The 21,272-nt window shown below is 64.1% G+C and carries 21 protein-coding genes; 10 read left to right on the top strand and 11 right to left on the bottom strand.

Translation table 11 applies throughout. The features are described 5' to 3' along the window. Positions 1-108 precede the first annotated feature (108 nt). Both ABIB73_RS27380 and ABIB73_RS27375 read right to left on the bottom strand, forming a co-directional pair. Positions 109-708: a nuclear transport factor 2 family protein gene (locus tag ABIB73_RS27380; RefSeq protein WP_354229010.1), complete on the bottom strand. Its 600-nt coding sequence runs from the start codon at positions 706-708 to the stop codon at positions 109-111. Between the two features lie 165 nt (positions 709-873). Further along, positions 874-1,680, bottom strand: coding sequence for a response regulator (locus ABIB73_RS27375; protein ID WP_354229008.1), 807 nt, complete (start codon positions 1,678-1,680; stop codon positions 874-876). A 222-nt stretch (positions 1,681-1,902) separates the two neighbouring features. Between ABIB73_RS27375 and ABIB73_RS27370 the strand changes: the two genes are divergently transcribed. Further along, the gene (locus tag ABIB73_RS27370) at positions 1,903-2,139 is read left to right on the top strand and encodes a NepR family anti-sigma factor (RefSeq protein WP_354229007.1); all 237 of its coding nucleotides are present in this window, start codon (positions 1,903-1,905) and stop codon (positions 2,137-2,139) included. Beyond that, the gene (locus ABIB73_RS27365; RefSeq protein WP_128954138.1) at positions 2,139-2,687 is read left to right on the top strand and encodes a sigma-70 family RNA polymerase sigma factor; all 549 of its coding nucleotides are present in this window, start codon (positions 2,139-2,141) and stop codon (positions 2,685-2,687) included. Before ABIB73_RS27370 ends, ABIB73_RS27365 begins: the two co-directional genes overlap by 1 nt. A gap of 104 nt (positions 2,688-2,791) precedes the next feature. On the opposite strand, the gene ABIB73_RS27360 is transcribed toward ABIB73_RS27365, so the two are convergent. The 8 genes from ABIB73_RS27360 to ABIB73_RS27325 all read right to left on the bottom strand — a co-directional run bounded on the left by ABIB73_RS27360 (position 2,792) and on the right by ABIB73_RS27325 (position 12,012). Further along, the gene (locus ABIB73_RS27360; RefSeq protein ID WP_354229005.1) at positions 2,792-3,505 is read right to left on the bottom strand and encodes a nitroreductase; all 714 of its coding nucleotides are present in this window, start codon (positions 3,503-3,505) and stop codon (positions 2,792-2,794) included. Positions 3,506-3,642: 137 nt separating this feature from the next. Then, the gene (locus ABIB73_RS27355) at positions 3,643-4,887 is read right to left on the bottom strand and encodes an acyl-CoA dehydrogenase (RefSeq protein WP_354229003.1); all 1,245 of its coding nucleotides are present in this window, start codon (positions 4,885-4,887) and stop codon (positions 3,643-3,645) included. A 136-nt stretch (positions 4,888-5,023) separates the two neighbouring features. After that, complete coding sequence (locus tag ABIB73_RS27350; protein WP_354229001.1) at positions 5,024-6,271, bottom strand: acyl-CoA dehydrogenase; 1,248 nt, start codon at positions 6,269-6,271, stop codon at positions 5,024-5,026. 144 nt (positions 6,272-6,415) lie between these two features. Next, on the bottom strand, positions 6,416-7,543 hold the full coding sequence (locus ABIB73_RS27345; RefSeq protein WP_354229000.1) for an acyl-CoA dehydrogenase family protein: 1,128 nt from the start codon (positions 7,541-7,543) through the stop codon (positions 6,416-6,418). A 92-nt stretch (positions 7,544-7,635) separates the two neighbouring features. Further along, positions 7,636-9,507, bottom strand: coding sequence for an AMP-binding protein (locus tag ABIB73_RS27340; RefSeq protein WP_354228998.1), 1,872 nt, complete (start codon positions 9,505-9,507; stop codon positions 7,636-7,638). Between the two features lie 44 nt (positions 9,508-9,551). Continuing rightward, on the bottom strand, positions 9,552-10,358 hold the full coding sequence (locus tag ABIB73_RS27335) for an enoyl-CoA hydratase/isomerase family protein (protein WP_354228997.1): 807 nt from the start codon (positions 10,356-10,358) through the stop codon (positions 9,552-9,554). Positions 10,359-10,596: 238 nt separating this feature from the next. Then, positions 10,597-11,355: an SDR family NAD(P)-dependent oxidoreductase gene (locus ABIB73_RS27330; protein ID WP_354228995.1), complete on the bottom strand. Its 759-nt coding sequence runs from the start codon at positions 11,353-11,355 to the stop codon at positions 10,597-10,599. Between the two features lie 54 nt (positions 11,356-11,409). Beyond that, positions 11,410-12,012 (bottom strand): TetR family transcriptional regulator, encoded by a 603-nt coding sequence (locus ABIB73_RS27325; RefSeq protein WP_354229194.1) that lies wholly within the window; start codon positions 12,010-12,012, stop codon positions 11,410-11,412. Positions 12,013-12,222: 210 nt separating this feature from the next. On the opposite strand from ABIB73_RS27325, the gene ABIB73_RS27320 reads away from it, so the two are divergent. Both ABIB73_RS27320 and ABIB73_RS27315 read left to right on the top strand, forming a co-directional pair. Continuing rightward, positions 12,223-13,395: an acetyl-CoA C-acetyltransferase gene (locus ABIB73_RS27320; RefSeq protein WP_354228993.1), complete on the top strand. Its 1,173-nt coding sequence runs from the start codon at positions 12,223-12,225 to the stop codon at positions 13,393-13,395. Between the two features lie 190 nt (positions 13,396-13,585). After that, the gene (locus tag ABIB73_RS27315) at positions 13,586-15,130 is read left to right on the top strand and encodes an acyl-CoA synthetase (protein WP_354228991.1); all 1,545 of its coding nucleotides are present in this window, start codon (positions 13,586-13,588) and stop codon (positions 15,128-15,130) included. A 74-nt stretch (positions 15,131-15,204) separates the two neighbouring features. Here ABIB73_RS27315 and ABIB73_RS27310 read toward each other — a convergent pair whose 3' ends face one another. Further along, on the bottom strand, positions 15,205-15,747 hold the full coding sequence (locus ABIB73_RS27310; RefSeq protein ID WP_354228989.1) for a methylated-DNA--[protein]-cysteine S-methyltransferase: 543 nt from the start codon (positions 15,745-15,747) through the stop codon (positions 15,205-15,207). Positions 15,748-15,884: 137 nt separating this feature from the next. On the opposite strand from ABIB73_RS27310, the gene ABIB73_RS27305 reads away from it, so the two are divergent. From ABIB73_RS27305 to ABIB73_RS27280, 6 genes are all read left to right on the top strand, one after another. Next, on the top strand, positions 15,885-16,703 hold the full coding sequence (locus ABIB73_RS27305) for an alpha/beta fold hydrolase (RefSeq protein WP_354228987.1): 819 nt from the start codon (positions 15,885-15,887) through the stop codon (positions 16,701-16,703). A gap of 2 nt (positions 16,704-16,705) precedes the next feature. Then, complete coding sequence (locus tag ABIB73_RS27300) at positions 16,706-17,518, top strand: alpha/beta fold hydrolase (RefSeq protein ID WP_354228985.1); 813 nt, start codon at positions 16,706-16,708, stop codon at positions 17,516-17,518. Positions 17,519-17,699: 181 nt separating this feature from the next. Further along, on the top strand, positions 17,700-18,377 hold the full coding sequence (locus ABIB73_RS27295; protein WP_354228984.1) for a GntR family transcriptional regulator: 678 nt from the start codon (positions 17,700-17,702) through the stop codon (positions 18,375-18,377). Positions 18,378-18,539: 162 nt separating this feature from the next. After that, positions 18,540-19,340, top strand: a complete 801-nt coding sequence (locus ABIB73_RS27290; RefSeq protein ID WP_354228982.1) for a phytanoyl-CoA dioxygenase family protein — start codon at positions 18,540-18,542, stop codon at positions 19,338-19,340. Positions 19,341-19,504: 164 nt separating this feature from the next. Then, a complete protein-coding gene (locus ABIB73_RS27285; protein ID WP_354228981.1) occupies positions 19,505-20,818 on the top strand; it encodes an NAD(P)H-dependent oxidoreductase in 1,314 nt (437 codons plus the stop codon). A 173-nt stretch (positions 20,819-20,991) separates the two neighbouring features. Further along, the gene (locus ABIB73_RS27280) at positions 20,992-21,264 is read left to right on the top strand and encodes a hypothetical protein (RefSeq protein ID WP_354228980.1); all 273 of its coding nucleotides are present in this window, start codon (positions 20,992-20,994) and stop codon (positions 21,262-21,264) included. Positions 21,265-21,272 lie beyond the last annotated feature (8 nt).

The raw sequence follows: 21,272 nt of genomic DNA, 5'->3' as shown, positions 1-21,272 counted from the left end.
CTGCCCTGAGAGTCGTCTCAACAGCCGGCTATTCCCCCCTGCCCCATAAGCCGGCGACGTAGGGCGCGACTGTGGTGATGCCAGTCGCGCCTTACTTTTGTCTGGGGTTCACTTCGCCTTCCCCGACAGCCAGTCCCGCCCTTCGCCATAGAGCTTCTCGACCTCGGCGCCGGTGAGGCCCGGCATGTCGCGCTTGACCGTGTAGCCGATCAGCTCCTGCATGTAGGCGAGATGGCGGTAGCCTTCGGGCAGGGCGGCCAGCGCTTGGGCGTCAAGGCGAAGTGTGGCCGCGGGATCGACCGGATCGATCCGGTCCTTCTCGTAGATCGGCTGACGGCGGACGATGCCCCATCTGCCCTGCCGCTTCTCCAGGAAGTCATAGAAGCGCCCGGTGCACACGACGTCGCAGAGCACGTCCTGCACCGGCGCGCGCTGCGAGATCGTCATCTTGGTCTGCGCGATGGCCCGCTCGCCGGAAAGGTCGATGCTGGTGCCGCCGAGGAAGTGTAGGATGCGGACGCCCTTGGCAAAACCTTCCTGGCTGACGCGGATGAAATCCCGCGCCGGTCCCTGAAACCAGGTGGCGGACATCCAGCCTTCCTCGTGCCAGACCGTGGCAAAGCGCTCCCAGTCACCGGCGTCGCGCCAGATTGCCCAGTTCTCGACGAGGTCGCGGATGGCGAGACGATCGAGGAGTTGCTGGTCCATGAACACGTCTCCGATTGCGTTGCGGCGGCAACTTGCCGCTAGGCGAGGTATGAGCGGCGAATTCGATGGCCGTCAAGCGCGACAAACCGCAAGAAAAATCCGGCGCACCTTGCGGCACGCCGGATCAAATCACCATTCGCTGGATTTCAGGCCGCTAGCGTCTTCTTACGCCGCGGGCGCCTTGGGCGCGCGGTTGCGCGAGTTGCGCTGGAAGAACAGCGCCTGGCTCGCCACCGCCGACACCATCGCCGGCTGGAACGGTTTTGAGATCAGGAACGCCGGCTCGGGGCGTTCGCCGGTGAGGAAGCGCTCCGGATAGGCGGTGATGAACACCACCGGGACCTCGAAGGTTCGCAACAACTCGTTGACGGCATCCAGGCCCGACGAGCCGTCGGCAAGCTGGATATCGGCGAGGATCAGGCCGGGCCGCCTGTTCTTGGCGAGCGCCACTGCATCGGCATGGGTGCGCGCGACGCCGACGACGTTGTGGCCGAGATTCTTCACCAGGCTCTCGAGGTCCATGGCGATGAAGGTCTCGTCCTCGATGATCAGCACGTCGGTGGCGATCTCGGCTGCCATCTCGCGTCCCGCGGCGTCCGCGAGCCGCCGCGTCTCGCCAACATCGGTGCCGAGCACGTAGGCAACTTCCTCTTCCGAAAATCCCTCGAGCGAGAGCAGCAGAAACGCCTGCCGCGGTAGCGGCGTGATGTTCGACAGACGGCGCTCCGGCGGCATCGGCAGCGTCGCCACTTCAGCGTCATCGTTGACGGAGACCGAATTCCATATCTGGGTGAACAGCCGGAACAAGCCGGCCCGCGGTCCATGGCTCTCGTCGAGCACGGAGGGATCTCCGAGCATGGCTTCCAACATGGCTGCGACATAGGCGTCACCGGAGGCCTGGCTGCCCGTCAGGGCGCGCGCGTACCGGCGCAACAACGGCAAGTGCTCAGCAACAAGCTGCGAACGGGACATCCCCACTCCATTCATTTCGGGCCAAACCGTAAAAAATCAGGAACTGCGAGGGGAGGCCCGGGTTCCCCTACTGGGACTGATTACGCCTCAGAGTAAGAAAAGTTCCCTTGGTCCGGGAACTTTTTGTCGAACGTGGAATTGTGCCTATCCAGGGAACGGCTCCCGGTTGAGGAAACCTCTCGATTTTGCAGTTACTTAACTCGGGGAAACGTGGAACAGGTCATGAAAGATCTCAAGTCTCAAGCTAGCAAAAGCACGACCCCCGGCAAGGGAGGCCTTACTCCGGAGATCCAGTCCCGGATAGGGCATCAACTGCGCGCCATGTACGACGACGTCGTCCGGCAGGGGGTTCCCGACCGGTTCGCGGAGCTCATCAAGAAGCTTGATGCGCCGGGAGGCGGATCTCAGGATGAGAATGGAGCTGGGGGCCCTAACGACAACAACAATGGGAGGGACTAATGCCTCTCACGAATTCCCTGCGCGACGACATCCTAGCGGCCGTGCCGAGCTTGCGCGCGTTCGCCATCTCGCTCAGCGGCAATGCGGACCGTGCCGACGATCTTGTGCAAGAGACGCTGTTGCGTGCGCTTGCCAACATCGACTCGTTCCAGCCCGGCTCCAACCTGCCGGCGTGGCTGTTCACCATCCTGCGCAACCTGTTCCGCTCCGACTATCGCAAGCGGCGGCGCGAGGTCGAGGATGCCGAGGGCAACTACGCCAAGACGCTGAAGACACAGCCCTCGCAGAACGCACATCTCGAGTTCGAGGAATTTCGCACCGCGCTCGAGAAGCTTCCGCAGGACCAGCGTGAAGCCTTGATCCTGGTCGGCGCCTCCGGCTTCTCCTACGAGGACGCAGCCTCGATCTGCGGCTGTGCGGTCGGCACGATCAAGAGCCGCGTCAACCGCGCGCGCTCGAAGCTCGCAGCGCTGCTCTATGTCGACGGCGCCGAGGATTTTGGGCCCGACGAGACCGTGCGCGCCGTGATCGGCGGCAGCGGCGGATAGCGGCCGGCGTCAATCGGACCAGGACGACACCTGCGAAGGCGGCCGTTGATGCGGCCGTCTTTGCACGCGTCTGAAAGACTGATGGCGCGCGGAAACCCGCGAGGTCAGTCCTCCACGAACGTCACCGTGTCGGCGACGCTGGCGCGCGAGGTGCGGTAGCTGTTGACCTTGTGGGCATTGTCGGCATAGCCGAACGAAATGCCGCAGACGACGCGGCGATCATCCGTCAGGTTGAAGTGGCGGCGGATCAGGCCGGAGTGGCGCGCTAACGCGGCCTGCGGAATGGTGCCGAGCCCGAGCGCCTGCGCGGCCAGCATGAAATTCGAGACATAGGCGCCGCAATCGATCGCCCCGTAGATGCCGAGCGGCTCGTTGGTGTGAATGATCGCGACATGCGGCGCGCCGAAGAAATTGTAGTTTTCCAGCGCCTGCTTGGCGTAGGCCATCTTGTCGCCGCGCGCGATGCCGAGGGTGTTGTAGAGCTGAAAGCCGCTCTCGCGGCGGCGCTCGAGATAGACGCCGGCATATTCGCGCGGCGGGGTGAAGTCATAGTCATCGCCGAGGCCACCCGAAGCCTCCTTGTAGATCAGCTGGCGGAAACGCTCCTTGGCCTCGCCGCTGGCGATGATGACCTGCCAGGGCTGACTGTTGCACCAGGACGCGGTGCGCTGCGCGGTTGTCAGCACGTGCTCGATGGTCGCGCGGTCGACCTGCTTCGGCAGGAACGCGCGCACGGAGTAGCGCTCGTTGAGGAGCTCTTCGAGCACGCCGATGCGGTCTTCGGTGGCGTAGTGGGCGTTGGGCGCTTTGGCATCCATGGCTTGTCTCGCTTTCGTGCCCCGGACGCAGCGCAGCACGAAGTGGTGCGATGCTGAGCCGGGGCCCATTGTGGTGCTGGGTCTCGGCTCAGCGGAGCGGCACTTCGCGCCGCACCGCGTCCGGGACACGAGAGTCTTCATCTACCCTTCGTCGGGATCTTGTTATACGGCACATCCTTGTCAACGCGGATGTCGCCGGGCAAGCCCAGCACGCGCTCGGCGATGATGTTGCGCAAAATCTCGTCGGTGCCACCTGCGATCCGCATCGAGGGCGAAGACAACAGCATCTGCTGGAACTGGCCGTGCACGGTTTCCTCGTCCGTTCCCGTGAGAACGCCGGCCGCGCCCTGGAGGTCCATCGCGTATGTGGCAATGTCCTGGAGCATCATGCCCGATACCAGCTTGCCGATCGAATTCTCCGGACCCGGCCGCTCGCCCTTGGACAGCGATGAGATCGCCCGGTAGCTCGTGTACTTCAACCCGCTCGACTTCACCGCCCAGCTCGCGAGCTTGGAACGTACGGCGGGATCGTCGATGGCGAGCCCGTCCTCCAGCATCAGATTGGAGCAGAACTCGAACATCTCAGGCACGCCGGTCGCAAGCCGCGAACCGATCGACATCCGCTCGTTCATCAGCGTGGTCAGCGAGACGCTCCAGCCCTCGCCGACGGCGCCGAGACGCTGGCTGTCAGGGATTACCACGTCGGTGAAGTAGACCTCGTTGAACTCCTGCATGCCGTTGGCCTGCTTGATCGGCCGCACCTCGACGCCCGGGCTCTTCATGTCGAGGAAGAACATGGTGAGGCCCTTGTGCTTGGGCACGTTCGGATCGGTGCGCGCGATCAGGAGGCCGAAGTCGGAATAATGCGCGCCCGAGGTCCAGATCTTCTGACCGTTGACGACCCAGTTATCGCCCTTCTTCTCAGCACGCGTGCGCAGGCCCGCAACGTCGGAGCCTGCGGACGGTTCGGAGAACAGCTGGCACCAGATCTCCTCGCCGGAAGCGAGCTTCGGCAGATGGCGGCGCTTGGCGTCCTCGCTGCCCCAGGCCATCACGGTCGGGCCGCACATGCCCTCGCCGATCTGGAACGGCTGCGTCAGCTTGCCGTAGACGCCCTCCTCCTGCTGCCAGATCACGCGCTCGATCGGCGTGGCACCGCGGCCGCCATATTCCTTCGGCCAGTGCAGGCAGGCCCAACCACCTTCGGCCTTCTTCTTCTGCCAAGCCTTGCCGACATCGACGATGTCGTGCTTGGCGAGCCGGATGCGGCCGAGCGAGGATTTTGACAGCTCTTGCTCGAACTCCTTCGGCGCGTTGGCGGCAACCCATGTGCGCGCGGTCTCGCGGAATGCGGCTTCCTGCGGCGTGTCGTCGAAATTCATTTCGCACTCTCCTCTCGCGTGCCCCGGACGCGGCGCAGCGCCTTGGCGGTGCGCTGCAGAGCCGGGGCCCATTGTGGCCATCTGGATCCCGGCTCTGCGAAGCAGCGTTGCACGCTGCATCGCGTTCGGGACACGATCAATTTCTTCCCTTCGTCGGGATCTTGTTGAACGGCACGTCCTTGTCGACACGGATATCGCCGGGCAGGCCCAGCACCCGCTCGGCGATGATATTGCGCATGATCTCGTCGGTGCCGCCTTCGACGCGGGTGCCCGGCGCGCGCAACAGCATCGCCTGGAAACGGCCGGCGACCTCGGCCTCCTCCGGGCCGCTGACCACACCGGCAGCGCCTTGAAGATCGAGCGCATAGGTCGCGACATCCTGGATCATCGATCCCGCCACCAGTTTGCCGATGGAGTTCTCCGGCCCCGGCCGCTCGCCCTTCGACAGCGCCGAGATCGCACGCATGCTGGTGTAACGCAGCCCGCTCGCCTTCACCGCCCAATTCGCCAACTTCGAGCGCACCGCGCGGTCTTCGATCGCGGGGCCATCGTCCAGCATCAGGCTGGCGCAATAGTCGAACAGCTCCGGAAAGCCAGTCGAGACACCGGCGCCGATCGACATGCGCTCGTTCATCAGCGTGGTCAGCGAGACGTTCCAGCCGTCATTGACCTCACCGAGGCGCTGGTGATCGGGGATGCGCACGTTCGTGAAATAGACCTCGTTGAAGTCGGAGGCGCCGCTCGCCTGCTTGATTGGCCGCACCTCGACGCCGGGGCTCTTCATGTCCAGGAAAAACATGGTGAGGCCCTTGTGCTTGGCCACGTTAGGATCTGTGCGCGTCAGCAGGATGCCGTAGTCCGAGTAGTGCGCGCCCGAGGTCCAGATCTTCTGGCCGTTGATGATCCATTCGGCGCCGTCCTTCTCGGCGCGCGTGCGCAGGCCCGCGACGTCCGAGCCGCCGGCCGGTTCGGAGAACAGCTGGCACCAGACCCTTTCGCCGGAAGCGAGCGGCGGCAAATAATTGCGCTTATGCTCCTCGCGCGCGAAGGTCATCATAGTCGGCCCGCACATGCCGTGGCCGATGATGAACATGCCGGACAACTTGCCGAACGGCCCTTCCTCCTGCTGCCAGATCACGCGCTCGATCGGCGAGGCGCCACGGCCGCCATAATCCTTCGGCCAGTGCAGGCAGGCCCAGCCAGCGTCGGCTTTCTTCTTCTGCCAGGCCTTTGCGACTTCCAGGATGTTGGCGTTCTTGAGCTGGGTGCGGCCGAGCGAGGATTTGCGCAGCTCCTCTTCGTACTGCCTGGGCGCATTCGCCGCGATCCAGGCGCGGGCGGTGGCGCGGAATTCGGCCTCTTGCGGGGTGTCGTCGAAGTTCATGGTCTTGTCTCTCGGTTCGTTCCCCCGGACGCTGCGCAGCACGAAGTGGTGCGCTGCTGATCCGGGGTCCATTGCGGCTCTCTGGGTCCCGGCTCTGCGAAGCAGCACTACGTGCTGCGTCGCGTCCGGGACACGGGTATTTCCCTACGCCGCGTTCTTCTTGCGCATGCGGTCGATCAACTGGTCTTCCCAATAGGACAGGCTGCCGAGCCCGAGCGCCATCGCATTGGCGCGGCGGTAGTACATGTGGCAGTCGAACTCCCAGGTGAAACCCATGCCGCCGTGAACCTGGATGTTGTTCTTGGCACAATGCTGGAACGCCTGCGTCGCGCTGATGCGCGCGGCGGCGGCCGCTTCCGGCAGTTCGCCGGCGTTGGTCGAGAGCGCCCAGGCGCCGTAATAGCTGTTGGAGCGCGCCAGCGTCGCCGAGACATACATGTCGGCGAGCATGTGCTTGACCGCCTGGAACGAGCCGATCTGGCGGCCGAAGGCGATGCGGTCGAGCGCGTAGTCGCGGCCCATCTCCAGCGCGCGATCGGCGCCGCCGACCTGCTCGAAGGCGCACAGCACAGCGGCACGGTCAAGCACCTGGGTGAGGATGCTCCAGCCCTCGCCGGCCGCGCCCAAAGGCTCGGCCTTGCAGTCCTTGAACGTAAGCTCGGCCTGCCCACGGGTCGGATCGAGATTGGTGAGGCTCTTGACCTCGACCTCGCCAGCCTTGAGGTCGACCAGAAACAGGGAGATGTCGCTGTCGCGCCCGCCCGATCCTGTGCGCGCGGCAACGACCGCGAAATTGGCGATCGCGCCGTCGGCGACCGGCTTCTTGACACCGTTAAGGACGCCATTCGCAGCTGTGAGCTTGACGTTCTTCGGCGACGGATTGCCCTTGCCTTCGAACAGCGCCAGCGTGCCGATCGCCTCACCCGAGGCAATCGCCGGCAACCACTTTTTCTTCTGCGCGTCGCTGCCCGCGACCAGCAGCGCTTCGGCGGCAAGATAAACGGTCGAGGAGAACGGCACAGGCGCATTCGCCCGGCCCATCTCCTCCGCGATCACGCACAGCTCGAGATGACCCGCGCCCGCGCCGCCAAAATCCTCGGGAATCGCGACGCCGAGAAAGCCCATCTCGGCAAGGCCCTTCCAGAGTTCCCTGTCATAAGGCGCCTTGCCGTCGAGCACGACGCGCACCGCCTTCGGCGAGCATTTTTCGGTGAGGAATTTGCGCGCCTGGTCGCGGAGCTGTTTCTGGTCGTCAGAGAAATCGAAATTCATGGCGGCCTCTTATTCGTTGTCATTCATTATTGCCGTCATTCCGGGGCGCGCGTAGCGCGAGCCCGGAATGACGAATGGAGAGAATGTCGTTCTCATCGCAGCACGATCACATCCTGGTCTGGTCTATCCGCGTAGAGCCGCTCCACCAGCGCGGCGCGGCGCTCCAGGCCGGCGCGCTGGTTGATGTAGCCCTTGTCGGTGAGCTCGTTGCCGTCGATCGACGGCGGCTCGGCCATCAGCATCGCACGGGCGATGATGCGGCTGCTCGCGCCTTCGCATTCCCCGTTGTGTGCTTCCAGCCCACGCTTGAAGCAGGCGATCACCTCGGGATGCTTCACGGCGTCGTCGAAACTCAGCTCCGGATTGCCGACGAGTTGGCGGCAGGCGTGCAAGTTTGGCCAGGCCAGCAGGCCGATGGAGCAACGATCCTGTCCCGCAACCAGCGCGTCGTGCACGACCGGCGTCGTGGCCGCGATCGCATCGGTGCGCAGCGAGCCGACATGCACAAACGTGCCGGTGGTGAGCTTGAAGTCTTCGACGACGCGCCCCGCAAAGATGATGCCCTTCACCGGATCGGAATCGTCGACGAAAATGCCGGCGTCGCCGATGCAGTAGAAGCCCTCTTCGTCGAACATCTTCTTCGTCAGATCAGGCTGGCCAAAATAGCCCGGGGTGACGTTGACGCCGCGCAGGCGCAGCTCGTATTTCGAGCCGCACGGCACCATCTTCAATTCGACGCCAGGGAACGGCAGGCCGATCAGACCGACACGCTCGGTGTTCCAATAGGTGCCGGTCGAGGTCGGCGCGGTCTCGGTGGAGCCCCAGCCGGTGTAGAACACAATGCGTTCGCCGGTGGTCTTCACGGCGAGTGCTTGCATGCGATCGTAGAGATCGTCCGGCAGCCGCGCGCCGCCATAGGCCATGATCGACAGGTTCTTGAAGAAGGAGCGGCACAGCGCGTCGTCCTTCTCCATCGCCGCGGCAAGCGCGGCATAGCCGGCCGGCACGTTGGCATAATAGGTCGGCGAGATCTCGCGGAGATTCCTGATGGTCTCCTCGAGCTGGCCCGGCATCGGCCGGCCGTCGTCGATATAGAGCGTGCCGCCATCGACCAGTACCGGGTGAAACGCCGCGTTGCCGCCCATGGTGTGATTCCACGGCATCCAGTCCAGCACGGTGGCGAGTGGTCCACCTGCGGTGCGCGGCCGCACCTGCATCATCATCGCCGCATTGGCGCACATCATCTCTTGCGTGTTGATGACGGCCTTGGGCATGCCGGTCGAGCCCGATGTGAACAGCAGTTTGCCGACCGTTTGCGGTGTGATCTTCGCGATCGACGCTTCGACATCGACCGTCACGGGAGTTGCCGCGAGCTCGGCAAAGCTGACGCTCTTGATGCCGTCGCAGGGCCGCACGACGTGAACGACGGTGACGCCAGTGAGGTCGAGCGCCTTCAGCGCCTTCTCGAAGGTCGGACCATCCTGCACCATTACGACAGCCGGCTTGATCAGGTCGAACAGATATTTCAGCTTGACGTGATCGTGGCTCATCAGAGAGTAAGCTGGCGACACCGGCGCGGCCGGCGAACGCGCCTGCATCGCGGCCTGCGTCATCAAGGCATGCTCGATCGAATTGCCGGAGAGGATCGCGACCGGGCGGCCGTCGAGCTTGAGATTGAGCAGCGCCTGCGTCAGCGCGTCCACGGTGTGTTTGGCTTCGCCGTAGGAGACCTTGCGCCATTCGCGATTGGAACCGCCGCGCTGCGCCAGCCAGATACGCTCCGGCGCTTCCTTCGCCCATTTCGCCAGTGAGGCCGGGAGATGCTTCTCGTAAGCCTGCAAGGGAATGCGCGACTTCAGCACCACCGCGCCGTCGTCGCGGCGCTCGACGTCGATGTCGCGCGCCAGCCACTCCACTTTGCGAAAGGCGGGTTTCGTCATCGCCGCCACCGCGCTCCCACTCATTTTGCGTCTCCCGGAATTTCTTGTCCTTTTGCGGATCTTGTCATTCAGCGCCTGATATAGACAGGCTTTCGCTTCTCAAGGAAGGCCCTGATGCCCTCCGAAAATTCCTCGGAGCGACTGCACAGGACCTGGTTGCGATCCTCCATCGCGATGACAGCCTCCAGCGATCCCGCATCGACGCTCATGTTGAGACATTCTTTTGAGAGGCGCAGGCCCACGGGCGAGGCCGTGATCATCGCATCGACGTAGGGTTCGGCCGCGTCATCGAGCTTGTCTTCGTCCACGACCTCGGAGACGAGCCCGACCGCGAGTGCGCGCTCGGCGCCGATGAAACGTCCCGTCAGGATCAGTTCGGACGCCACGGAGACGCCGACGAGACGCGGCAGAAAATAGCTGGTGCCGATGTCGCAGCCACCGAGCCCAAGCTTGATGAAGGCGCAATTCATCCGCGCCGACTTCGTGGCGATGCGGATGTCGGAGGCCAGCGCCAGCGCAAAACCGCCACCGGCCGCCGCGCCCTGCACCAGCGCCAGGATCGGCTGCGGACAGCGCCGCATCAGCATCACGATGTCGGCGATGCGCCGCTGCGAGTCCAGGGACTCCGTGACGCCGGGCGGCTCCTGCTGCCCGGCACGTCGCGCCATCGCGGCCTTGAGATCGAGGCCCGCGCAAAAATTCTTGCCGGCGCCCTTCAGCACGACGACGCGCGTGTCGCGATTTCGCTGGAGACCCTGGAAGTAAACATTGAGCGCGTCGATCAGCGTCGGATCGAGCGCGTTGAGGCTCTCGGGCCGATTGAGCGTCACCCGGTCGACGCCGTCGTGATGCTCGATCAGCAGCGGTTGGGACATGGGAGAGCGCTCCTGCGTGCCGCTGGTCGCGGTGCCGATTGCTGCGCCCTCTCCCCTTGTGGGAGAGGGCATGTACGCTGTGAGCCCAGAGTTCGCTTGGGTGAGGGGTCTGTCTCCGCGGATGCAAACCCCTCATCCAGCGCCATAACCGATGCAAAGCATCGGTGTCCTTTTAAGGACGGCGGCCAGAGGCCGCCTATGCCACCTTCTCCCACAAGGGGAGAAGGGAAGCACCGCGCTACCTTGGCGCCATACGAATCGCGCCGTCGAGACGGATGGTCTCGCCGTTGATCATCGCGTTCTCGACCATATGCACGGCGAGCGCGCCATATTCATTGGCGTCGCCAAGGCGCGTGGGATGGGGCACCTGGGCGCCCAGGCTCTTGCGGGCCTCTTCGTTCAGGCCCATCAACAGCGGCGTCAGGAACAGTCCGGGCGCGATGGTGTTGACGCGAATTTTTTGACTCGCGAGATCGCGCGCTGCCGGCAGGGTGAGGCCGACGACGCCGCCCTTCGAGGCCGAATAGGCGATCTGGCCGATCTGGCCTTCGTAGGCGGCAACCGAGGCGGTGTTGATGATGACGCCGCGCTCTTCACCAAGAGGCTCGATCGTGACCAGGCGCTCGGCAAACAGCCGCAGGCAATTGAAGGTGCCGATCAAATTGACGTTGATGATGCGGGCAAACTTGGCCAGCGGATAGACGCCGTCCTTGCCGACAATGCGTTGTGAGCCGCCGATGCCGGCGCAGTTCATCAGCACACGCGCGACGCCGTGCGCGGCTTCGGCCTTCGCAATCGCGGCCTTGATGCCGTCCTCGTCGGTGACGTCGGCATGCAAGGCGACGCCCTTCACTTCAGCGGCAACCTTCTCTGCGTTTTCCTTGCTCTGGTCGATCACGCCGATCTTGGCGCCTTTGGCAGCCATGGCGCGGGCGGTCGCGGCACCAAGGCCCGAACCACCGCCGGTGATGAGAACGGCTACGTCTTTCAACTGCATCGCAAATACCTTTCCTTGGGCGTTTCTTCTCTAGACTTCTAGGTGGCGGCCGGATTATCCGGCCGCGGCAGCTTCCTCGGCTTGCGTGAGGATGCCGCCGCAGATCAGCGTTTCCATGTGCTTGATATATTGCCGGCAGACTTCGTCGGTGACCGGGCCGATACCGGTCGCGCGAGACATCGCGTGCCGGCCGAAGAACAGATGATCGCAGGCGCCGATCAGGCTGGTGTAGAACAGCACCGGATCGGTGGCGCGAAACTCGCCGCGGCTGACGCCTTCGGCGAGCAGGCGGCGATGGAAGTCCAAGAGCGGCGCCACGAAGAATTTCGAGACTTCATCGGCGGAGCCCGCAACGCTCTCGTGCAGGAGATAGTGGATCAGACGGTTCATGTAGGGGAACCGGTGATAGGCGCGGATGATGCCGCCGATATGCAGCTTCAGCTTCGCGGTCGGCGTGATCGGCTGGGCCAGCAGATATTCGAGATTGGATAGCTCCGTCCCCGCGTCGCGCTCGAGCAGCGCCAACAGCAGGCCGTCCTTGTTGCCGAAGTGGTATTTAACCAAAGCTGCATTGGCGCCCGATTTTTGCGCGATGTCGCTCAGCGAAATCTCGATCGAGGAGCGTTCGATCATCAGCTCGCTCGCGGCCACGAGCAATTTCTCTGCCGTGGAATTCTTTCCGCTGGGGAGCCTGTTCGGTACGCTGGTAGTCACGGAGATCTCTGGTGTGCCCTAGGAAGCGCGCAGATAAGCCCAAGCAGCGCCTCCCCACAAGAGTTAATTGATCGATTGACTAAACGCTCGGCCATCTCTTAAATCCGACCCGACAATCGAACGCGATCCAGAATAATTCAGGGAGAAACCGAAATGGCCGAGGCATACATCGTCGCCGCTGCGCGTACCGCCGGCGGGCGCAAGGGGGGCCGCCTCGCGGGCTGGCATCCGGCCGATCTCGCCGCAAAGGTGCTGGACGAACTGGTCGACCGCACCAAGATCGATCCCGCCCTGGTCGAAGACGTGATCATGGGCTGCGTCATGCAGGTCGGCGAGCAGTCCAACAACGTCGCGCGCAACGCGATCATGGCCTCGAAACTTCCGGAGAGCGTGCCGGGCACCTCGATCGATCGCCAATGTGGCTCCTCGCAGCAGGCGCTGCACTTTGCAGCGCAAGCCGTGATGTCCGGCGCGATGGACGTGGTGATCGCGGCCGGCGTGGAATCGATGACGCGCGTGCCGATGGGCCTGTCTTCGCAGCTTCCGGCCAAGAACGGCTTCGGCAATTACAAGAGCCCGGGCATCGAGACCAAATATCCGAACATCGTGTTCAGCCAGTTCACCGGCGCGGAAATGATGGCCGAGAGGTACGGCCTGTCGAAGAACGAGCTCGACGAATACTCCTACAACAGTCATCAGCGCGCGATTGCGGCGACGCAGGCCGGCCACTTCAAGAGGGAGATCGTGCCGCTCGAGATCACCCGCGCCGACGGCTCCAAGGATACCCATCACATCGACGAGGGCATCCGCTTCGACGCCACGCTCGACGGCATCAAGGGCGTCAAGCTGATCGCCGAGAACGGCAAGCTCTCCGCGGCCAGCGCCAGCCAGATCTGCGACGGCGCCTCCGGCGTCATGGTGGTAAACGAGCGCGGTCTGAAGCAGCTCGGCGCCACACCGCTGGCGCGCATCCATCACATGACCATGATGGGCGGCGATCCCGTGATCATGCTCGACGCACCGCTGCACGCCACCAAGCGTGCGCTGGAGAAGGCCGGCATGAAGGTCGACGACATCGACCTGTTCGAGGTCAACGAGGCCTTCGCCTCGGTGCCGACCGCGTGGCTCAAGACCACCGGCGCGGACCCGGAGCGTCTCAACATCAATGGCGGCGCCATCGCGCTCGGCCACCCCCTCGGCGGCTCCGGCACCAAGCTGATGACGACGCTTGTGCACGCGCTGCACCAGCGCGGCAAGCGCTACGGCCTCCAGACCATGTGCGAAGGCGGCGGGATGGCCAACGTGACGATCGTGGAGCGGCTGTAAGCTGCTCACGTCGGCAGCCATATTGGCCGCCACATTAAAGGTGTCGTCCCGGCGAAGGCCGGGACCCATAACCACAGGAGCCCGTGGTTATTCCGGGATGGGGCGACATCGTGTTTCAACAATTTTGATCGGTGGTTATGGATCCCGGCCTTCGCCGGGATGACGCCGTCTTTGTTGCGAGATCTCCGCGATGACCCACCCTTCCATCCACGCCCGCGCCACGCCCGACAAGATCGCCTACCAGATGGCATCGACCGGCAAGGCGATCACCTATCGCGAGCTCGACGAGCTCTCGAACCAGGGCGCAAACCTGTTCCGCTCGCTCGGCCTGAAAGCCGGCGACCACATCGCACTGCTGATGGAGAACCGCCTCGCGTTCATGGAGATCTGCTGGGCGGCACAGCGCAGCGGACTCTATTACACCGCGATCAGCCGCTATTTGAAGCAGGATGAGATCGACTACATTATCGCCGATTGCGGCGCCAAGGTCGTCATCACCACGCCGAAATGCGCCGACCAGATCAAGGCCCTGATCAAGGGCGCCCCGGGCGAGCCCATCTTCTACATGGTTGACCCGCCGCTCCCGGGTTTCCGCTCCTACGACATGGAAGCGGCCGCGCAGCCGACCACGCCGGTCGCCGACGAGGTCGCCGGCTATGACATGCTGTATTCGTCGGGCACCACCGGCCGACCCAAGGGCATCAAGAAGGCGTTCGAGGGCAACAAGATCGACGTGCCAAACGCCTTCCTGCGCGTGCTGTGCGCCGACATGTGCGGCATGAATGCCGAAAGCACTTATCTCTCGCCGGCGCCGCTCTATCACGCGGCTCCCCTGCGCTTCAACATGATGGCGATCGTGCTCGGCGGCACGTCCATCGTCATGGAGCATTTTGACGCCGAAGAGTTCTTGAAGCTCGTTGAAAAATACAAAGTCACGCAGTCGCAGCTCGTGCCGACCATGTTCGTGCGCATGCTGAAGCTGCCGAACGACGTCCGCACGAAGTACAATGTCGCAACGTTGAAGGGCGCGATCCACGCCGCCGCGCCCTGCCCGGTCGACGTCAAGGCCAGGATGATCGATTGGTGGGGGCCGATCCTGATCGAGTATTACGCGGGCTCGGAAGGCAACGGCGTCACCGTCTGCAACTCGCAGCAATGGCTCGAGCATCGCGGCAGCGTCGGCCGCGCTGTGGTCGGCAAGATCAAGATTTTGGACGAGAACGACGAGGAGCAGCCGGCCGGCGAGATCGGCACGGTCTATTTCGCTGATGCGCCGGTCTTCATTTATCACAACGATCCCGAGAAGACGAAGAAAGCCTACAACGCAAAAGGCTGGTCGACGCTCGGCGATGTCGGCTATCTCGACAAGGACGGCTTCCTCTTTCTCACCGACCGCAAGTCCTACATGATCATCTCGGGCGGGGTGAACATCTACCCGCAGGAGACCGAGGATGTGCTCATCACCCATCCCGAGGTCGCCGACGTCGCTGTGTTCGGCGTGCCGAATGAGGAGATGGGCGAAGAGGTGAAGGCGGTGGTGCAGCCGCACGATCCGAAGCGCGCTGGCAAGGCGCTCGAGGCCGATTTGATCGCCTACTGCAAGAGCCGCCTCTCCGGAATTAAATGTCCGCGCTCGGTCGATTTCGAGGCCGAACTGCCGCGCACGCCCACCGGCAAGCTGGTGAAGCGCCATTTGCGCGACCGGTATTGGCCGAAGACGGCGGCGAAGATTTAGCAGAAATCTCGTGTCCCGGACGCGGTGCAGCGCGTAGCGGTGCGCCGCAAAGCCGGGGCACGATCAACGTTGCCTCAATCGAACAGGCTCGGCGTGTGGTTGACCAGCGCGCCCTCGATCTCGAGCATCTTCAGCTTGGTCACCACGCCGCCATTCGCCGAGAAGCCGCCGGGCTTGTTGCCGGCAGCTAACACGCGGTGACACGGCACGACGATCGGGCACGGGTTGTGCCCGAGTGCCTGGCCGACATCGCGCGACAGCTGAACGCCTCCGAGGCGCTTCGCTATGTCGCCATAGGTCATGGTTTGGCCTGGCGGGATGGTGCGGGCGATCGCGTAAACGCCGCGGTTGAACTCCGGAACGCCGTCAAGATCGAGCGAAATGTCGGTGAGGTCATCCGGCTCGCCCGCGAGCATCTTCACGATGCGGTCGATCGCCTCTTGTACCTCGGCCGTCGGCTCGGCTTCGCTGGCCTCAGCGTGGCGCTGACTGATGCGGGTGCGGATCTTCTGCTCGCCGCCCATCGGCAGTTGCACGCCATTGATGCCGCGCGGGCCCCAGGCGATGGCGCACAGGCCGATCTTGGTCTCGAACAGGGTAAAATGCTGGTCGGTCATGGCTTGATTCCTGGCTTTGCGTCCTCGTCGCTAGCCCCCAGTGTGATCTGGGGCCAAATGTAGGCTTGGAAATAGTTGCGATCCACCCGGTTTCCGGGAATCTTGCACAGGAGTTCCGCCCCTTTCACGAGTCCCAGATGCAAAGCCTTCACGTCAACGGTTACGAAATGCCCTATCTCGACGTGGGCGAGGATAGAGGCGGCCCGCCGCTGCTCTGCGTGCACGGATCGCTCTCCGACTTCCGCGTCTGGGGCTGCGTACTCGGCCCGCTGACGCAGCGCCATCGGGTGATCGTTGTCAGCTTGAGGCACTTTTTCCCGGCACAATGGGACGGCGTCGGCGACACCTATTCGATCGCCCAGCATGTCGACGACGTCATTGCCTTCATCGAGGCACTCGACCTCGGGCCAGTCGATTTGATGGGCCATTCCCGCGGCGGACATATCTGTTTCCGCGTCGCGCAGCGACGGCCGGACCTGCTGCGACGGCTGATCCTGGCCGAGCCCGGCGGCGAGCTCGATGCGAGCCTCGATCCCGACTATGCCGGCGGCCCTTCGCCGCTGCTGGCCCGCTTCACCGCGTCCGCCGAGAAGATCGCAGCCGGCGATGTCGACGGCGGCCTCGCCGTCTTCGTCGACACGCTGGAGGGGCCCGGCACCTGGCCGCGGCTGCCGGCGATGGTGAAGCAGAATCTGCGCGACAACGCCTATACGCTGATCGGGCAGGTCCGGGACAACCGACCGCCATTTTCGAAGGCGGACGCGGAGTCGATCAAAATGCCGACGCTGTTCATCCTGGGCGCGCGGACCAAGGGCCTGCTGCCGAAGGTGCTGCATGCGCTCGCCGCGCATGTGCCCTACGCGAAGACCGCGATCATCCCGAACGCGACGCATCCGATGTTCGAGCAGGCGCCGCAAAAATACTCCGAAATTGTGCTCGATTTTCTGGCGGGCTGATCATGCAGACATTTCGCGTCAACGGATACGACATGGCTTATCTCGAAGTCGGAGAAGGCCCGCCGCTGGTCTGCGTGCACGGCACACTCGGCGATTTCCGCACCTGGTATTCGGTGCTTGGCCCGCTGTCGAAGGCGCATCGGGTGATCTCGGTCAGCCTGCGGCACTTCTTCCCCGAGCATTGGGACGCCGTCGGTGACGACTACAAGATGGCCCAGCATGTGGCCGACATGATCGCCTTCATCGAGCAGGTCAGGCCGGCGCCGGTCAACCTGATGGGACATTCGCGCGGCGGCCACATCGCGTTCCGCATGGCGCAGGCGCGGCCTGATCTGTTGCGAAAGCTGGTGCTGGCCGAGCCCGGCGGCGATCTCGACGCTAGCCTGCCGGTGCCGGCAGGGACGCCCGCGCATCCGCCACTGGCCGCGCGCACGGCGCGCTCGGTCGAGATGATCCACGCCGGCGACATCGAGGGCGCGCTGCAGAACTTCTACGAAGGCATCGAGGGCGACGGCTCGTGGCGGCGCGTGCCGGCTGCGGCCAAGCAGCAGTTGCGCGACAACACCATTACCTTTCTCGGCCAGATCAACGAGCAGCGCAGATCCTACACGCTCGCAGATGCGCAAGCGATCAGGACGCCGACGCTGCTGATCGGCGGCGGCGCGACCACGGGAAGCCTGTCGGTGATGTGGCGCGTGCTGGCCGAGCACATCGCCGGCGCCAAGACGGCGGTGATCCCCAATGCGGGCCACTGGATGTTCGAACAGGCGCCGCTGGAGTTCGGCGAGGCGGTCAGCAGGTTTCTGACGGCGTAGCGGGAGCGTCCGGGACGACGCAATTTCCGCGAAAACAACCCCATGCACAGTAGACGGCCTCAAAGAAATCAAAGGCTTACCTGACCAAAAAAATGAAGACTTGCACAGCCGCTTGACGCCCTTCCCCTCCTGCAATATCTTCGAATACGGAATTCCGTATTCCATTTTCGGAGCTGCCGGCGTGATCCCTCTCGACCCGCTCCCGAACCTGATCGACCAGGTCTATGCACGGATCCTGGAGGCGATCTCCGATCGCACGTTGCAGCCCGGCCAGCGCATCCGGCAGAACGAGCTCGCCGACAAGCTCGGCGTCTCGCGCCAGCCGGTGTCGCATGCACTGCATCTGCTGCATCGGCAGGGGCTCGTCGCCGAGAGTGGCCGGCGCGGCTTCGAAGTGACCCAGCTCGACCCCTCACGGATCCGCCAGCTCTACGAGGTACGCGGCGCGATCGATGCGCTCGCCGCGCGGCTTGCCGCGATGCGTGCGGCAAGCGACGCGACGGGACGCGCGCGGCTGGACGCGGCGCTCGGCGCCGGACGCAGCATCGACCGCAACACGTCGCTCGCAGAACTCATCACGCTCGATGTCGATTTTCATCGCGCAATCTATCAGCTCGCCGGCAATCCCGTGATCGAGGAGACGATCGCGCCGCAATGGCCTCATATGCGCCGCTCGATGGCGACGGTGCTGTCCGAGCTCGACTATCGCGGCAACGCCTGGGCCGAGCATGCGACGATTGCCGGACACATTCTCGCGGGCGAGGCGAACGCGGCCGAACACGCGGCACTTGCGCATGCGCAGACAGCGGGACGGATGACCGAGGAGAGATTGAGGGCAACGGACGAGGTGGCGGCGTAAAAATTGCGCCGTCATTCCGGGGCGATGCGACGGGACCGCGCGAAGCGTGGCCCGGGAGCATCGAACCCGGAATCCATCACGCGACAGAGACTGCGGGGAAATGGATTCTCACGCTTCGCGTGCCCCGGAATGACAACAATAACAAACCAAGGAGGACGACCCATGAAACTGTCTCAGGAGCAATTGGAGTTCTTCCACCGCGAGGGCTGGCTGTTTTTGCCCGAGCTGTTCAGCCCGGAGGAGGTCGATTTCCTCGCGCGCGAGGCGGTCGGCATCTACGACGCCAACCGGCCTGAAGTCTGGCGCGAGAAGAGCGGCGCGCCCCGCACCGCCTTTGCCGCCCATCTCTACAACGAGGCCTTCGGCATTCTGGGCGCGCATCCGCGCATGATCAACCCGGTCGAGCAGCTGTTCGGCGAGCCGGTCTACATGCACCAGTTCAAGATCAACGCAAAGTCAGCCTTCACCGGCGACGTCTGGCAGTGGCATCAGGACTACGGCACCTGGAAGCGCGACGACGGCATGCCGGAGCCGCGCGCCATGAACATCGCGATCTTCCTCGACGAGGTGATGCCGATCAACGGCCCCTTGATGCTGGTGCCGCAAAGCCAGCACGCCGGCGACCTCAAGGCCTCGCATGACCTTGCGACCACATCCTATCCGCTATGGACGCTGGACGAAGAGACCGTGACGCGACTGGTCAAGCAAGGCGGCATCGTGGCGCCGACCGGCAAGGGCGGCGGCATGCTGATGTTCCACGGCAATCTCGTGCATGGCTCGGCCGGCAACATCACGCCCTACCCGCGCAAGATCGTGTACCTGACGCTGAACGCGGTCTCGAACTACATCCGCAACCCCACAAGGCCGGAGTACATCGCCCACCGCGACTTTGCGCCGATCAGGACCGTGGACGACGACGCGCTCGTGCGCCTCGCACGTGCGCCGCGGCAGGCGGCGGAGTAAACAGGTCTCGCGCCCCGGACGCAGCGCAGCGTCTCTTCGACGATGCGCTGCAGAGCCGGGGCCCATACTGCACGGAATTCCCTCACACTGGGTCCCGGCTCCGCGGAGCAGCGTTGCACGCTGCGCCGCGTCCGGGACACGATAGTTGCACTGGATATTTCCCCATGAACCTCTTCCGCCTCCTCCAGGCCCGCGCTGCCGCCGGCAAGCCCGTCCGTGTTGCGCTGATCGGCGCCGGCAAATTCGGCTCGATGTTTCTGGCGCAGGTGCCGCATACGCCGGGGCTGGAGGTGCCCATCATCGTCGACATCGACCGCGACCGCGCGCGCGAGGCCTGCCGCACGGTCGGCTGGGACACAGATCGCATCGCAGCAACCGTCTTCACCGATGACGGCGCGCGCGCCATTGCCGGCGGCGCGATGGATGTCGTGGTGGAGGCGACCGGCAATCCCGCCGTTGGCATCAAGCACGCCCGCGCCGCGATCGCGGCGGGCAAGCATATCGTGATGGTCAATGTCGAGGCCGACGTGCTGGCAGGCCCCCTGCTCGCCGACGAAGCGCGCAAGGCGGGCGTGGTCTATTCGCTCGCCTATGGCGACCAGCCGGCGCTGACGGCGGAGATGGTCGATTGGGCCCGCGCCACCGGCTTTCGCGTCGTCGCCGCCGGCAAGGGCACAAAATATCTGCCGACCTATCACGACGTGACGCCGGACGGCGTCTGGCAGCACTACGGTCTCACCGCGGGCGAAGCACAGTCGGCCGGCATGAATCCGCAGATGTTCAACTCCTTCCTCGACGGCACCAAATCGGCGATCGAGATGGCCGCGATTGCCAACGCCTGCGGCCTCGACGTGCCCACGGGCGGCTTGCTGTTTCCGCCGTGCGGGGTCGACGATCTGCCGCACATCATGCGTCCCAGCGACAAGGGCGGCGTGCTGGAGCGGCCGGGCGTGGTGGAGGTCGTGTCCTCGCTGGAGCGCGACGGAAGGCCGGTGTTTCGCGATCTGCGCTGGGGCGTCTACGTCGTGCTGGAGGCGCCGAACGACTATGCCGCCGACTGCTTCAAGCAGTATGGCCTGAAGACCGATTCCAGCGGACGCTTTGCTGCGATGTACAAGCCCTATCATCTCATCGGCCTCGAGCTGAACGTCTCGGTTTTGTCGGCGGCGCTGCGCAACGAACCAACCGGGCAACCCTACGGCTTCCGCGGCGACGTCGCCGCCGTGGCGAAACGTAGCCTGCGTGCCGGCGAGTTGCTGGACGGCGAAGGCGGCTACACGGTGTGGGGCAAGCTGGTGCCGGCGGCCGCGAGCCTGAAGGCGAGCGCCCTGCCGATTGGGCTGGCGCATCGCCTCAAGTTGAAGCACGACATCGCCCATGGCGAGATCGTGCGCTGGAGCGATGTCGAATTCGACGCCAACAACGAGACGATCAGGACGCGGAAAGCGATGGAAGCGGCGTTCGCGAAGGAAGGCTAGGCGGTGTGCTCGTAATCGAGATTCACTGGCGCGGCTCGAGCGTCCGGTATCCGACTCTCTGCGGACTCAAACCGGGCATCGCCTCAAGTCCGCTAAGGGCCAACGCGAAAAACACAACGTGAGCAAATTCAGTCCGCTAAGCCCCCATTGAACGGACCTCAAGGGAGGCTTCAATGCCCCTCCCCGTTGAGGAGATTGGCCCGCCAGATCACGAACAGGGCATCGCGGCGGGGCTAAAATGCCTCGCGTTGACCATAATTTCGAGCCTACATTCGCCCGATCTGGGCGATGGCAGGGCAGTTGCAATGACGGCTCAGTCCCACAAGACCGCCGAAGAGGAGTACGAGGAGCAAGTTCGCATCCTCGTCCGTATCGTTTCAGCCTGTACTTTGGGGCTTCTCGCCTTCGCTGCGGGCCTGCTCATTGGGACCTTTTTGTTTTCGTGATCGACGAT

The organism is Bradyrhizobium sp. F1.4.3, from assembly GCF_040548375.1.
Classification (GTDB): domain Bacteria; phylum Pseudomonadota; class Alphaproteobacteria; order Rhizobiales; family Xanthobacteraceae; genus Bradyrhizobium.
Note: the sequence above shows the minus strand (reverse complement) of the source record. Positions and strands in the feature narration are given on the sequence as shown.